Source organism: Bradyrhizobium sp. IAR9, assembly GCF_013408065.1.
In the GTDB taxonomy this organism is placed as follows: Bacteria; Pseudomonadota; Alphaproteobacteria; order Rhizobiales; family Xanthobacteraceae; genus Bradyrhizobium.
The window spans coordinates 225,162-237,800 of sequence record NZ_JACBZW010000003.1 but is presented as its reverse complement, the minus strand read 5'-3'; the positions used below and the strand labels follow the sequence as shown (position 1 = coordinate 237,800).

Sequence of the window (12,639 nt, the reverse complement as noted above, 5' to 3'; positions counted from 1 at the left end):
GGCAGTTGCGGCGCGGCCGGAATCCCGCCTCCGGGACCGTTCGTCCTTGTGGAACGAGGCGGCCCTATGTTAGCCAACCGCCGCGAAATTCAGCCCAAATCGGGTAAGGAGAGACTCTCATGACCAACGGTAACGGCACCCCTCCCGAGGCGGCCCAGGCTCCCCAGCTCAACGTGCTGGCGCAATATACCAAGGACCTTTCGTTCGAAAATCCGAACGCGCCCAGCTCGCTCCAGCAGCAGAGCCAGCCCCCCCAGATCAACATCCAGATCAATGTCAGCGCCAACAATCTCAGCGAACAGGAGTTCGAGGTGACGTTGTCGGTCGAAGGCAAGGCCGAGACCGCGGGCAAGATCATGTTCTCGTTCGAGCTCGCCTATGCCGGCGTGTTCCGCATCGCCAACGTGCCGAAGGAGAATCTGCATCCGCTGGTCATGATCGAGTGCCCGCGCCTGCTGTTCCCGTTCGCCCGCGAGATCATCGCGACCGCGGTGCGCGACGGCGGGTTCCCGCCCCTGATGCTGGATCCGGTCGACTTCGTCGGTCTCTATCGCCAGAACATGGAGCGGCAAATGGCCGCTCAGCCGAGCGGCCAGGCCTAACCAGCCGGAGGAGCTGGAGCGGGCAAAAACTCGTTCCAGATCGCCTTGTCGCCGAGCGTTGCAATGAAGGCCTTGTGGGCCTCGCGCTCGGCATCGGAAACCCGCGGCGCGAGCGGCACCAGCCGCTGCCGCCGCGGCGCATCACCCGCCGCATTGACGCGAATCTCCTGAGCGTCCGACGCCAGGAGCAGCTGCGACTGCCGCGCCCCGACCAGATCGACATAGACCTCGGCCAGCAGCTCGGCGTCCAGCAGCGCGCCGTGCTTGGTGCGGTGTGAATTGTCGATCGCATAGCGCGAGCAGAGATCGTCGAGCCGGTTGGACACGCCGGGATGCTTGCGCCGCGCCAGCAGCAGCGTATCGACCAGCCGCTCGCGCGGGATCGCCGCGCGCTTGATCTTGTCGAGCTCGGCATTGATGAAGCCGATGTCGAACGAGGCATTGTGGATCACCAGCGGCGCATCGCCGATGAACTCCAGAAACGCATCGGCGACCTCGTGGAACAGCGGCTTGGTCGACAGAAATTCGGCCGACAGCCCATGCACCGCAAAGGCTTCCGCCGGCATGTCCCGTTCAGGATTGATATAGACGTGGTACGTCTGCCCGGTCGGCATGCGATTGAGGATCTCGACGCAGCCGATTTCGACCAGACGATCGCCGCGAAGCGGATCGAGGCCGGTGGTTTCGGTATCGAGAACGATTTCGCGCATGTCTTGAGATCAGTGGCGTGAGAGCAGCGTCTTGAGAGCCGTGTGCGGCGGCGAATCAGGCCCGCCGCTGCGGCATCTTAACGACCTCGGCCAGGATGTGGGCGATTTGCGCGCGCACCGGGTCAAGTCCATGTGACGTATCCACCACGAAATCGGCCCGCTTGCGCTTCTCCGCGTCCGGCGTCTGCTTGGCGATGATCGCGTCGAGCTTGGCCTCGTCCATCGTGCCGCGGGCCAGCACTCGCTCGCGCTGGAGTTCCGGCGAGGTCGAGACCACGACCACGGCGTCGACCCGCTTCTCGCCGCCGGTCTCGAACAGCAGCGGGATGTCCAGCACCACGACCGGCGCCTTGGCGGCTTCCGCCGCGGCAAAAAACTTTTGCCGGGACGCACCGAGCATCGGATGGACGATCTGCTCGAGCTGCTTGATTGCGGCCGGATCGTGCACGACGCGCGCCGACAGTTTTGGCCGGTCCACTTTGCCGTTCGCGGTGGTGCCGGGAAAGGCTGCCTCGATGGCGGGCGCCGCTTCGCCCTCATAGAGCTGATGCACGGCGGCATCGGCATCGTAGACGGGCACGCCGGCCTCCGCGAACAGTTTCGCGGTGGTGGATTTTCCCATCCCGATCGAGCCGGTCAGTCCCAGGATCCGCATCAGCGCTCAGCCCTGTCTGTCATTCACACCGCAACTAGCCGCTCGCCTCGCAGGAACGCAAGCAGCGGCAGCAGCGGCAGACCGAGAATGGTGAAATGATCGCCTTCGATCCGCTCGAACAGATGGATGCCCAGGCTTTCAAGCTGATAGGCCCCGACGCTGGTGGTGACGGCGTCACCGGTAGCGTCCAGATAGGCTGAAAGCTCGTCCTCGGTCATCTCGCGCATGGTCATGCGGGCGACCGCGACGTCTTCGAAAACAATCTGGCCGTCATGTGCCACGGCCACGGCGGAATTCAGCTCATGGCTGTTGCCGGCGAGATCGCGCAATTGCGCCAATGCCTGCGGACGGCCTGCAGGCTTGTTGAAAAGACGGTTGCCAAGAGCCAGTGTCTGATCGGCCCCGATCACGTAGCTTCCGGGATGATTGGCCGAGATCGCCTTGGCCTTTTCGCGCGCCAGCAGCAGAGCGATCTCGCGCGGATTTGAAAGCGCTGAAGCGGCTTGAATACCGCGCTCGTCGATATCGGCGGTAACAGCCTTGAACTCCAGCCCGGCATTGGCCAGCAGCATTTTTCGCGCGCTGCTCTGCGAGGCCAGGATCAACGGAGATTTGCCGAGCCACAGACCCATCGCGAAAGCTATCCGGAAGGCCGGTTGCGCTGGCGATCGCTGTAGAGCTTCATGATCGCCGCCGCGGTTTCCTCAATCGAGCGTCGCGTGACGTCCAGCAGCGGCCAATCGTGCTTGGCGCTGAGCTTGCGCGCAAACGCAACTTCCTCGGTGACCGACTGCCTGTCGGTATAGGTGTCGTTGCCGGAATCGGTTCCCATCGAGAGCAGGCGATTCTGACGGATCTGGATCAGGCGTTCCGGCGTCGCGTGCAGGCTGACGACCAGCGGCCGCGTCAGCGTCTCCAGTTGCGAAGGCACCGGAATGCCGGGAACCAGTGGCACGTTGGCGGTGCGGATGCCGCGATTGGCCAGATAAATCGACGTCGGCGTCTTGGAAGTGCGGGACACACCGACCAGCACGACGTCGGCATCGTCGAGGCCTTCGACATGCTGACCATCGTCATGGATCATGGTGTAGTTCAGCGCATCGATGCGCTTGAAATATTCCGCGTTGAGGACGTGCTGGGCGCCGACGCGGCCGGTGGTCGCAGCCCCGAGATAGGCTTCGAACAGCTGCATCACCGGACCGATGATCGACAGGCTCGGAACATTGATCTCCTTGCACTTGTCCTCGAGCCTGGAGACCAGATCCTTCTCCAGCAGCGTGAACAGCACGATCCCCGGCGCTTCCTCGATTTCGTCGAGCACGCGGTCGAGCTGCTTCTGGCTGCGCACCAGCGGATAGACGTGCTCGACCGGGGTGACGTTGGCGTATTGGGCCGCAACCGCCCGCGCCACGGTGATCAGCGTCTCGCCGGTGGAGTCGGACACGAGGTGCAGATGGAAATAATTGTTCGAGGTTGGCACGAAAACTCTTTGGATGAAGGCGGGGTGGTTTGTGGATTTCTGTGGAGCTTAACCCCTCGGAAAGGGTTGCGCGACACCAGGGGCGGGACAAGTGCCAATTTTCTTCACACCGCTGCCCGTCAGGACAAGTCCGGCGCCCTCGCTGCAGGGAAACGGGATTGCGCGGACAACCCCCTTGATAAGCTGCCGACAGAAAGGCGCAAGCCTTTGAAGCTGGCCGACTTATCGCAAGTCGCCAGAGCGATCAGGGATATGTTGATGGATGTGAACAAGCGCGCGTGAACACGCGGACGGAATTGTGTGAGTCCAATCCACGGTCACATAGACTCAAACCTTAAGAATCTAAGATTCTAGATTTGAGGAAGGCGCTACGGACGGATATGTGTGCAGGCGAGACCTTAACGAGTTCTTACTATCCCCAGCGTTCCCTCGGCTGGGTCGGAAATCCGGAAGCAGAAAATGTTTGAAGACGTCTATCTCTGGATCAAGGCGCTGCACGTGATTGCCGTCATCGCCTGGATGGCGGGCATGCTCTATCTGCCGCGGCTGTTCGTCTATCACAGCGAGGCCGAAATCGGCTCGAAGCAGTCCGAGACGTTCAAGATCATGGAACGCCGGCTGCTCAAGGCCATCATCAACCCGGCCATGACCGTCACCTGGCTCGCCGGCCTTTATCTTGCCTGGTCCGGCCATTGGTTCTCATTCGGCTGGTTGCACGTAAAACTGGCACTGGTCCTGGCGATGTCGGCGGTCCACGGCTTTTTTTCCCGCTGGCTGAAGGATTTCGCTGCCGACCGGCGCCCCCGGACCCAGAAATTCTATAGAATTATCAATGAGGTGCCGACCGTTTTGATGATTTTCATCGTCATCATGGTGATCGTGAAGCCGTTCTAGGCAAGACGCGCGACGATTAGCTCAGCGCTTCGGCTTGCGGAGCGGGGAGCGATTTTCTATATTATCGATATCCCACCCAACGCAGGCGGATGTGGTTGTGTCTGAGCTTTCCAGAGGCCGGACACCGCATCAGGTTTGAAGCCTCATCGGCACTTAACCTTGCCAGACCTGCGGACCTTATCTTCTCACGTCCGCATTTCAGAGCCTCCTCGCACCCCTCCCAAGGTTACCCCACAGGACCACCCCAATGCGGGAAATTAAACTCGAAGACCTCAAGTCCAAAACGCCGGCCGAGCTCGTCTCGTTCGCGGAGGAGAATGGGGTCGAGAATGCCAGCACCATGCGCAAGCAGGAGCTGCTGTTCGCCATCCTCAAGCAGCTCGCGCTCGCCGAGACCGATATTGTCGGCCAGGGCGTCGTCGAGGTTCTCTCCGACGGCTTCGGCTTCCTCCGCTCGCCCGATGCGAATTATCTGCCGGGCCCGGACGACATCTACGTTTCGCCGTCGCAGATCCGCCGTTTCGGCCTGCGCACCGGCGACACCATCGAAGGCCACATCCGCAGCCCGAAAGAGGGCGAGCGCTACTTCGCGCTGCTGAAGGTCAATACGCTCAATTTCGAGGACCCGGAAAAGGCCAAGCACAAGGTCAATTTCGACAACCTCACGCCGCTGTTTCCGAATCAGCGTTTCCGCATGGAGATCGACGATCCGACGCGGAAAGACTTGTCTGCACGCGTGATCGACATCGTCGCGCCGATCGGCAAGGGCCAGCGCGCCTTGATCGTCGCGCCGCCGCGCACGGGTAAAACCGTGCTGATGCAGAACATCGCGCACTCGATCACGCACAATCACCCCGAATGCTATCTGATCGTGCTGTTGATCGACGAGCGTCCGGAAGAAGTCACGGACATGCAGCGCTCGGTGAAGGGCGAGGTCGTGTCATCGACCTTCGACGAACCGGCGGTGCGTCACGTCCAGGTCGCCGAGATGGTGATCGAAAAAGCAAAACGTCTGGTCGAGCATGGCCGCGACGTCGTGATCCTGCTCGATTCGATCACGCGGCTCGGTCGCGCCTACAACACCGTGGTGCCGTCATCCGGCAAGGTGCTGACCGGCGGTGTCGACGCCAACGCGCTGCAGCGCCCGAAGCGCTTCTTCGGTGCCGCCCGCAACATCGAGGAGGGCGGCTCGCTGACCATCATCGCGACCGCGCTGGTCGATACCGGCAGCCGCATGGACGAAGTCATCTTCGAAGAGTTCAAGGGCACCGGTAACTCGGAGCTGATCCTGGACCGCAAGGTCTCGGACAAGCGCACCTTCCCGGCGATCGACATCTCGCGCTCCGGCACCCGCAAGGAAGAGCTCATCACCGATCCGCAGGTGCTCAAGAAGATGTACGTGCTCCGCCGCATCCTCAACCCGATGGGCACGATGGACGCGATCGACTTCCTGCTCGACAAGCTGCGCTCGACCAAGAGCAATTCGGAGTTCTTCGACTCCATGAACACCTGATTGCAGTGCAATATGAATTTTAGGGCGCCTTCGGGCGCCCTTTTCGTTGTGCAGCTTTGCTGCAGCGAAAGTGCAGCATGGAGCTATATCGAAGCGCAGATCCGGGCTGCTCGGAAGATGTTGATATGTCTACATAATACTTGACACTCGTTGGGCGAACCTTCCAATCGGCAAGATTTTTGCAGCAAATTTCCGGATCTTTGCTGCAATGCAATATGATCTTTGCTGCGGCAAAAGCGCAGCAAAATCGACCCGCCGCGGTCTAAGGAATGGCCCCGTTTGCCTTTTCGTCGCGAGCCGGACAAATAGGCCATGCATCCGCGAGACCAGACCATCTTTGCGCTGTCGTCCGGCCGGGCGCCGAGTGCGATCGCCGTGGTGCGCATTTCGGGTCCACAGGCCGGCTTGGCGTTGACGACCCTGGCGGGGAAGCTGCCGGCGTCGAGGCAGGCCAGCCGCCGGCTGCTTCGTGACGGCGCGGGCCAGCCGATCGACGATGCGGTCGTGCTGTGGTTTCCGGGGCCGGCCAGCGCGACCGGCGAGGATGTCGCCGAATTCCACGTTCATGGCGGCCGCGCCGTACTTTCGGTGCTGTTCGCCACGATTTCTTTAATTCCGAATACGCGTGCGGCCGAGCCCGGCGAGTTCACGCGACGCGCTTTCGAGAATGGCAAGCTCGACCTCACCGAAGCCGAGGGCCTCGACGATCTCATCCACGCGGACACCGACCGCCAGCGCCGTCAGGCGCTGCGCCAGCTGCAGGGCCTGCTCGGGGACCGTGCGCGCGACTGGCGCGAGCGCATCATCGAGGCGTCGGCGCTGATCGAGGCCGGCATCGATTTTTCCGATGAGGGCGATGTGCCGGCGGAGCTGAGGGCGCCGGCGGTGCAAGCGATCAAAGCGCTGTACGATGAAATTGCAGAAGTCCTTGCAGCACAGGGACATTCTGAACGTCTGCGCGAGGGCCTCGTGGTTGCGATCGCAGGCGAGCCGAATGTCGGCAAGTCGACCCTGATGAATCAGCTCGCGCGCCGCGAGGTCGCGATCGTCTCGCCGTATGCCGGCACGACGCGCGACGTGATCGAGGTCCAGCTCGATCTCGATGGCTATCCCGTCACGGTGATCGACACTGCCGGCATTCGCGAGACCGATGATCCGGTCGAGCAGGAGGGCGTGCGCCGGGCGAGGGCCCGCGCCGAAGACGCCGACCTCGTGCTGTGGCTGGTTGAGGCGGAGCAGGCCGTCGATCCCAGTGCGATGCGGTCGCCGCGGACGTCTGATGAGGGCGATCCGTCCGGTGGACCGGTCTGGATCGTCCGCAACAAGATCGACCTGAGCGAGGGCGTCGTACCGCGGGCCGAGTTCGGGATCTCGGCGAGTCGGGGGGATGGTGTCCCGGACCTTGTGGACGCGCTGGTTAAATTCGCTTCTGAGTTTTTCGGAGCCACCGAGGGCGCGCTGGTGACCCGGGCTCGCCAGCGGGATCTGTTGGTCCGGACGTCAGAAAGCTTGCGCCGGAGTCTGGACCTTGTAGAAGACGGCGAGGAGCTTGCGGCCGAAGAGCTGCGCGCTGCCGCTTACGCCTTGGGCCGATTGCTGGGCCGGGTGGATGTCGAAGACGTCCTCGAAGCCATCTTCCAAAAGTTTTGCATTGGAAAGTAAGTCTAGTTCTTCATTGTAGAACTAGCCCTTATTCCATTCCTTGTGTTTCACGTGAAACATTCCACGGCTCGTCGTCGCTCGATATAGATCCGCTTTGGAGTTCGGATGGGCCAGCGCGAAGCACGGCGAATGGAAGTTCCCTCTCTCTGCGTACAAAGGACCGCCTCAGCGGCGCTACGCTCGCTCCCAGTCATTGCGAGGAGCCCTCGAGGCGAAGCGATCCAGACTGCCTTCCGAGGAGGGATTCTGGCAATGACGAGTGTGGCGGCTAGCGGATCCACCATCGACCGGTCGGCACTTTGTCCGGGGAATGCCGATTTCGTTTCACGTGAAACACGAGCCAATCCAACTGTAATTCTACTGTGCATGGGGTTGTTTTCGCGAAATCGCTTGGGCCCCCTTGGTTCGTGTTTCACGTGAAACATCCAGCTCCCCAGTTTCTTCTTCCGGCTTTCCCGACACTGAGCTAGAAGTCCGCCATGCGAACAGAGCGAGAGAGCTTCGACGTCATCGTGATTGGCGGCGGCCACGCCGGCTGTGAAGCCGCGGCTGCGGCCGCCCGGATGGGCGCGACGACCGCTCTGGTGACGCATCGTTTCTCCACCATCGGTGCGATGTCCTGCAATCCCGCGATCGGCGGCCTCGGCAAGGGTCATCTGGTTCGGGAGGTCGATGCGCTGGACGGTCTGATGGGTCGCGTGGGCGATGCCGGCGGCATCCAGTTTCGCGTGCTCAATCGCCGCAAAGGTCCCGCCGTCCGCGGTCCTCGGGCCCAGGCAGACCGGAAGCTCTATGCCGCCGCGATGCAGGCCGCGATCCGGCAGACCGAGGGTCTCTCGGTCATCGAGGGCGAGGCTGACGAGCTGATCGTGGCCGATGGCCGCGTCACCGGTCTGCGCCTGGCCGATGGCCGTGAGCTCCGGGCAGGGGCTGTGGTTGTCACCACGGGCACCTTCCTCCGCGGTCTCATTCATCTCGGCGAGAAGAACTGGCCGGCCGGCCGCGTCGATGAGGCACCCGCGATGGGTCTTTCCGGCTCGTTTGAGCGCGCCGGCTTCACCTTGGGACGGCTCAAGACCGGCACTCCGCCGCGTCTGGACGGCACCACGATCGACTGGTCGGCGGTCGAAATGCAGCCCGGCGACGAGCCGCCGGAGCCGTTCTCGGTGATGACCGAGCGGATCACGACCCCGCAGATCCAGTGCGGCATCACCCGGACCACGTCCGCGACCCATGAGGTGATCCGGGCCAATGTTCATCGCTCGCCGATGTACTCCGGCCAGATCAAGAGCTCTGGTCCCCGCTATTGCCCCTCGATCGAGGACAAGATCGTCCGCTTTGGCGATCGCGACGGTCATCAGATCTTCCTAGAGCCCGAAGGGCTCGACGACAGCATGGTCTATCCCAACGGCATCTCGACTTCGCTCCCTGAGGAGGTCCAGCTCGCGATCCTCGCCAGCATCCCTGGCCTGGAGCGGGTCAAGATGGTCCGCCCGGGCTATGCCATCGAATACGACCATATCGATCCCAGGGAGCTCGATCCGACCCTGCAGACCAAGCGACTGCGCGGCCTGTTCCTGGCCGGACAGATCAACGGCACCACCGGCTATGAAGAGGCCGCCGGGCAGGGCATCGTGGCCGGCCTGAACGCGGCACTGGCTGCGAGCGGGGCCGCACTGACCGTGTTCGACCGCGCAGACGGCTATCTCGGCGTGATGATCGACGACCTCGTGACCCGCGGGATCAGCGAGCCCTATCGGATGTTCACCTCCAGGGCCGAGTATCGTCTGACCTTGCGGGCGGACAATGCCGATCAGCGTCTGACCGAGAAGGGGATCGCTTTGGGGTGCGTCGGCAGTGCCCGGACCCAGCATCATCGCGCCAAGATGGACGCCCTGAACGCGGCCAGGGCGCTCTCGAAGTCGCTGGCGATCACCCCGAACGAGGCGATCAAGCACGGACTGTTCTTGAACCGGGATGGCCAGCGCCGGTCGGCGTTCTCGCTGATGGCCTATCCGGATATCGGCTGGAGCCAGGTCCGCGCGATCTGGCCGGAGCTGTCGGCCATCGATCCTGTTATCGCCACCCATCTCGAGATCGACGCCAAGTACGATGTCTACCTCGAGCGCCAGAGCGCCGACGTCGAGGCCTTCCGGCGCGACGAGGGGCTGGTGCTGTCGGAGGTCGATTACCAGCAGGTGCCCGGGCTCTCCAACGAGGTCCGCGCCAAGCTGGAGAAGGCACGGCCATTCACGGTCGGTCAGGCCGGCCGCATCGATGGCATGACCCCGGCCGCGCTCGGCATTCTCGCGGCCTATCTCCGCCGCGAGGCCCGCAAATCCTCCCAGGCAATCGCATAGGCGTTTCACGTGAAACAGCGCGGACCGGGCGGGGACAGACCGCTAACGCGACGACCAGGGACAGGCGAGGGCGCGGATCGTCGATCTGAACCGGCACCGGCCAGACCGAAGATCGACAAGGCCAGCGCCAATGATCAGTCGCTCGATTCCGTCATCGCTGCCGACAAACGTGAGGCGCTGAAGCTCGCCCCCGTTTCACATGAAACGGAAGCCCGGCTTGACCGCTACATCGCATTGCTGCGGGAGTGGCAGGCCAAGACCAATCTCGTCGCGCCCTCGACCCTGCCAAACCTCTGGACCCGGCACATCGCCGATTCGCTCCAGCTCGTCGATCTCGCGCCCGCCGCAAAGCGCTGGGCCGATCTCGGCAGTGGCGGCGGTTTTCCCGGCGTCGTCCTGGCCTGCGCCATGGCGGCGTCGCCGGGCGCGAAAGTTCATCTCGTTGAGCGAATCGCCAAGAAGGCGGCGTTTCTGCGCGAAGCAATTCGCGTCACCACATCTCCGGGAGTCGTACATCTCGCTGAGATCGGGGATAATGTGGATAGAATCACCGGCCCCGTCGATTGCGTCACCGCGCGTGCGCTGGCTCCGCTACATCAACTCATCGGCTTTGCGGAGCCGCTGATGCGCCAGGGCGCAAAGGCGCTATTTCCTAAGGGTCAAGATGTAGAGGCTGAATTGACCGAAGCCGCTAAATATTGGAATATCGAGCCTCGGCTCCACCATAGCCGCACGGGTGACGGCTGGATCGTGGAGCTCGATGCCGCCGAACGGCGCAGCTGAGGCGCTCAGGGGTTGAGTGGGGAAAATTTCGATGACCGTGATTGACGAGCCGCAGCAAGAGCAGACCCAAGAGCCGACCCAGGAACCGACCAGCGAGGTGCCGCATGGCCATCCGCGCATCCTGGCGCTGGCGAATCAGAAGGGCGGTGTGGGAAAAACAACCACAGCGATCAACCTCGGCACGGCGCTCGCTGCGATCGGCGAGCGCGTCCTGATCGTCGATCTCGATCCGCAGGGCAACGCCTCGACCGGCCTCGGCATCGATCGCCGCAACCGCTCCTGCTCGACCTATGACGTGCTGATTGGTGAAGCCCCGCTGCGCGAGGCCGTCGTCTCGACCGCGGTGCCGCGGCTCCACATCGCGCCCTCGACCATGGATCTCTCCGGCCTCGAGCTCGAGCTCGGCACTACGCCAGGCCGCGCCTTCAAGCTGCGCGACGCCATCGGAGCGCTCAACAACAACGTCTCGCCGGATGCCGACTACACCTATGTGCTGATCGACTGCCCGCCCTCGCTCAACCTGCTCACGGTGAACGCGATGGCGGCCTCCGACGCGATCCTGGTGCCGCTGCAGTGCGAGTTCTTCGCGCTCGAAGGTCTGTCGCAACTCTTGCAGACGGTGGAGCAGGTGCGCTCGACGCTCAATCCGAACCTGTCGATCCACGGCATCGTGCTGACCATGTTCGACTCGCGCAACAACCTCTCCAACCAGGTCGTCGCCGACGTCCGGCAATTCATGGGCGAGAAGGTTTACAAGACCATGATCCCGCGCAACGTGCGCATCTCGGAGGCGCCGTCCTACGGCAAGCCGGTGCTGGTCTACGATCTCAAATGCGTCGGCAGCGAAGCGTATTTGCGGCTTGCCACTGAAGTGATTCAGCGCGAGCGCGAGCTGCGCGTCACGCATTGACGGAGAGATCCGTAGGGCGGGTTAGCGCAGCGTAACCCGCCGTCTATCTCGCCTCGAACAAGCCGGCGGCGGATGTCGCTACGCTAATCCGCCCTACGTCCTACAAGTTTCGAAATTCAGTTCTGGAGTGCTGCACCGTGAATCCAAGGGAGCTGGCGATGGCCGACGAAGCGCGTTCGCGACTGGGCCGGGGTCTTGCAAGTCTGATCGGCGACGTCGGCGGCGAGGCTCAGCATGTCGATCGGCCGCGCGCGCAACGCAAGGTGCCGATCGAGTTCATCAAGGCCAATCCGCGCAATCCGCGTCGCACCTTTTCGGACACCGAGCTGAAGGAGCTCAGCGAGTCGATCAGGCAGCACGGCGTGATCCAGCCGATCGTGGTGCGTCCGGTGAAGGGCGCACAGGATCGCTTCGAGATCATCGCCGGCGAACGGCGCTGGCGCGCCTCGCAGATGGCCGGCCTGCACGAGGTGCCGATCGTCCCGGTCGACATCAGCGACAGCGATGCACTGGAGTTCGCGATCGTCGAGAACGTGCAGCGCGAGGACCTCAACCCGATGGAAGAGGCGCAGGGCTATCACGCGCTCGCCAACGAGTTCAAACGCAGCCAGGACGACATCGCAAAGGTCGTCGGCAAGAGCCGCAGCCACGTCGCCAACATGATGCGGCTGACGAAGCTGCCGGCGGAGGTGCAGGCCTTCATCGCGACCGGCGAGCTGACGGCCGGTCACGCCCGCGCGCTGATCGGCGTGCCGGATCCGCTCGCGGCCGCCAAGCGCATCGTCGAGGAAGGCCTCAACGTCCGCCAGGCCGAGGCGCTCGCGCATGAAGAGGGCGTGCCGGAGCGCAAGCCGCAGAAGGCGCGCGCCAGCGGGGGCAAGGAGAAAGACCCTGATACGATCGATCTCGAAAAGCGCGTCAGCGATGCGCTCGGTCTCAAGGTCACCGTCAATCACCGCGACCCCGGCGGCTCGGTCCAGATCAACTACCGCAACCTCGATCAGCTCGACGAGGTGATGAAGCGGCTGGCCAAGGGCGCGCTGTAGGCCAAGCCCTCGCTGTCGTCCCCG

12 protein-coding genes are annotated in these 12,639 nt (G+C 63.0%); 8 read left to right on the top strand and 4 right to left on the bottom strand.

The annotated features are described in order from the left end of the window. Window positions 1–119 precede the first annotated feature (119 nt). Window positions 120–602: a protein-export chaperone SecB gene (gene secB / locus GGD67_RS10140; RefSeq protein ID WP_018323536.1), complete on the top strand. Its 483-nt coding sequence runs from the start codon at window positions 120–122 to the stop codon at window positions 600–602. Here the strand turns inward: secB and dnaQ are convergent. From dnaQ to GGD67_RS10120, 4 genes are read right to left on the bottom strand one after another with little or no spacing between them, the layout of a single operon-like run. Further along, entirely contained in the window at window positions 599–1,312 is a 714-nt protein-coding gene (gene dnaQ / locus GGD67_RS10135) for a DNA polymerase III subunit epsilon (protein WP_179732480.1), read from the bottom strand. The genes secB and dnaQ overlap by 4 nt on opposite strands. Before the next feature lie 55 nt (window positions 1,313–1,367). Then, window positions 1,368–1,967 (bottom strand): dephospho-CoA kinase, encoded by a 600-nt coding sequence (gene coaE, locus GGD67_RS10130; RefSeq protein WP_018323538.1) that lies wholly within the window; start codon window positions 1,965–1,967, stop codon window positions 1,368–1,370. Window positions 1,968–1,990: 23 nt separating this feature from the next. Further along, entirely contained in the window at window positions 1,991–2,599 is a 609-nt protein-coding gene (locus tag GGD67_RS10125) for a nucleoside triphosphate pyrophosphatase (protein ID WP_179732478.1), read from the bottom strand. An 8-nt stretch (window positions 2,600–2,607) separates the two neighbouring features. Beyond that, complete coding sequence (locus GGD67_RS10120; protein ID WP_018323540.1) at window positions 2,608–3,447, bottom strand: pyruvate, water dikinase regulatory protein; 840 nt, start codon at window positions 3,445–3,447, stop codon at window positions 2,608–2,610. Between the two features lie 459 nt (window positions 3,448–3,906). Here GGD67_RS10120 and hemJ point away from each other — a divergent pair, with 459 nt between their 5' ends. The 7 genes from hemJ to GGD67_RS10085 all read left to right on the top strand — a co-directional run bounded on the left by hemJ (window position 3,907) and on the right by GGD67_RS10085 (window position 12,615). Next, window positions 3,907–4,341 carry a protoporphyrinogen oxidase HemJ gene (gene hemJ, locus GGD67_RS10115; protein ID WP_091965360.1) on the top strand — a complete coding sequence of 145 codons (435 nt, stop codon included), beginning with the start codon at window positions 3,907–3,909 and terminating at the stop codon, window positions 4,339–4,341. Between the two features lie 247 nt (window positions 4,342–4,588). Beyond that, window positions 4,589–5,854 carry a transcription termination factor Rho gene (gene rho, locus GGD67_RS10110; protein WP_008133567.1) on the top strand — a complete coding sequence of 422 codons (1,266 nt, stop codon included), beginning with the start codon at window positions 4,589–4,591 and terminating at the stop codon, window positions 5,852–5,854. 312 nt (window positions 5,855–6,166) lie between these two features. Continuing rightward, window positions 6,167–7,516: a tRNA uridine-5-carboxymethylaminomethyl(34) synthesis GTPase MnmE gene (gene mnmE / locus GGD67_RS10105; RefSeq protein WP_179732476.1), complete on the top strand. Its 1,350-nt coding sequence runs from the start codon at window positions 6,167–6,169 to the stop codon at window positions 7,514–7,516. A gap of 479 nt (window positions 7,517–7,995) precedes the next feature. Further along, a complete protein-coding gene (mnmG, locus tag GGD67_RS10100) occupies window positions 7,996–9,876 on the top strand; it encodes a tRNA uridine-5-carboxymethylaminomethyl(34) synthesis enzyme MnmG (RefSeq protein ID WP_179732474.1) in 1,881 nt (626 codons plus the stop codon). Window positions 9,877–9,987: 111 nt separating this feature from the next. Continuing rightward, complete coding sequence (gene rsmG / locus GGD67_RS10095) at window positions 9,988–10,659, top strand: 16S rRNA (guanine(527)-N(7))-methyltransferase RsmG (RefSeq protein WP_179733034.1); 672 nt, start codon at window positions 9,988–9,990, stop codon at window positions 10,657–10,659. Between the two features lie 31 nt (window positions 10,660–10,690). Then, window positions 10,691–11,569 carry a ParA family protein gene (locus GGD67_RS10090; RefSeq protein ID WP_018323546.1) on the top strand — a complete coding sequence of 293 codons (879 nt, stop codon included), beginning with the start codon at window positions 10,691–10,693 and terminating at the stop codon, window positions 11,567–11,569. Window positions 11,570–11,727: 158 nt separating this feature from the next. Continuing rightward, window positions 11,728–12,615: a ParB/RepB/Spo0J family partition protein gene (locus GGD67_RS10085; protein ID WP_026202946.1), complete on the top strand. Its 888-nt coding sequence runs from the start codon at window positions 11,728–11,730 to the stop codon at window positions 12,613–12,615. The last annotated feature ends 24 nt before the right edge of the window (window positions 12,616–12,639 follow it).

What these genes read in the sequence shown, in the direction of transcription:
- secB (WP_018323536.1), top strand. Translation starts at nt 120, where the DNA reads ATGACCAACGGTAACGGCACCCCTCCCGAGGCGGCCCAGGCTCCCCAG.
- dnaQ (WP_179732480.1), bottom strand. Translation starts at nt 1,312, where the DNA reads ATGCGCGAAATCGTTCTCGATACCGAAACCACCGGCCTCGATCCGCTT.
- coaE (WP_018323538.1), bottom strand. Translation starts at nt 1,967, where the DNA reads ATGCGGATCCTGGGACTGACCGGCTCGATCGGGATGGGAAAATCCACC.
- GGD67_RS10125 (WP_179732478.1), bottom strand. Translation starts at nt 2,599, where the DNA reads ATGGGTCTGTGGCTCGGCAAATCTCCGTTGATCCTGGCCTCGCAGAGC.
- hemJ (WP_091965360.1), top strand. Translation starts at nt 3,907, where the DNA reads ATGTTTGAAGACGTCTATCTCTGGATCAAGGCGCTGCACGTGATTGCC.
- rho (WP_008133567.1), top strand. Translation starts at nt 4,589, where the DNA reads ATGCGGGAAATTAAACTCGAAGACCTCAAGTCCAAAACGCCGGCCGAG.
- mnmE (WP_179732476.1), top strand. Translation starts at nt 6,167, where the DNA reads ATGCATCCGCGAGACCAGACCATCTTTGCGCTGTCGTCCGGCCGGGCG.
- mnmG (WP_179732474.1), top strand. Translation starts at nt 7,996, where the DNA reads ATGCGAACAGAGCGAGAGAGCTTCGACGTCATCGTGATTGGCGGCGGC.
- GGD67_RS10090 (WP_018323546.1), top strand. Translation starts at nt 10,691, where the DNA reads ATGACCGTGATTGACGAGCCGCAGCAAGAGCAGACCCAAGAGCCGACC.
- GGD67_RS10085 (WP_026202946.1), top strand. Translation starts at nt 11,728, where the DNA reads ATGGCCGACGAAGCGCGTTCGCGACTGGGCCGGGGTCTTGCAAGTCTG.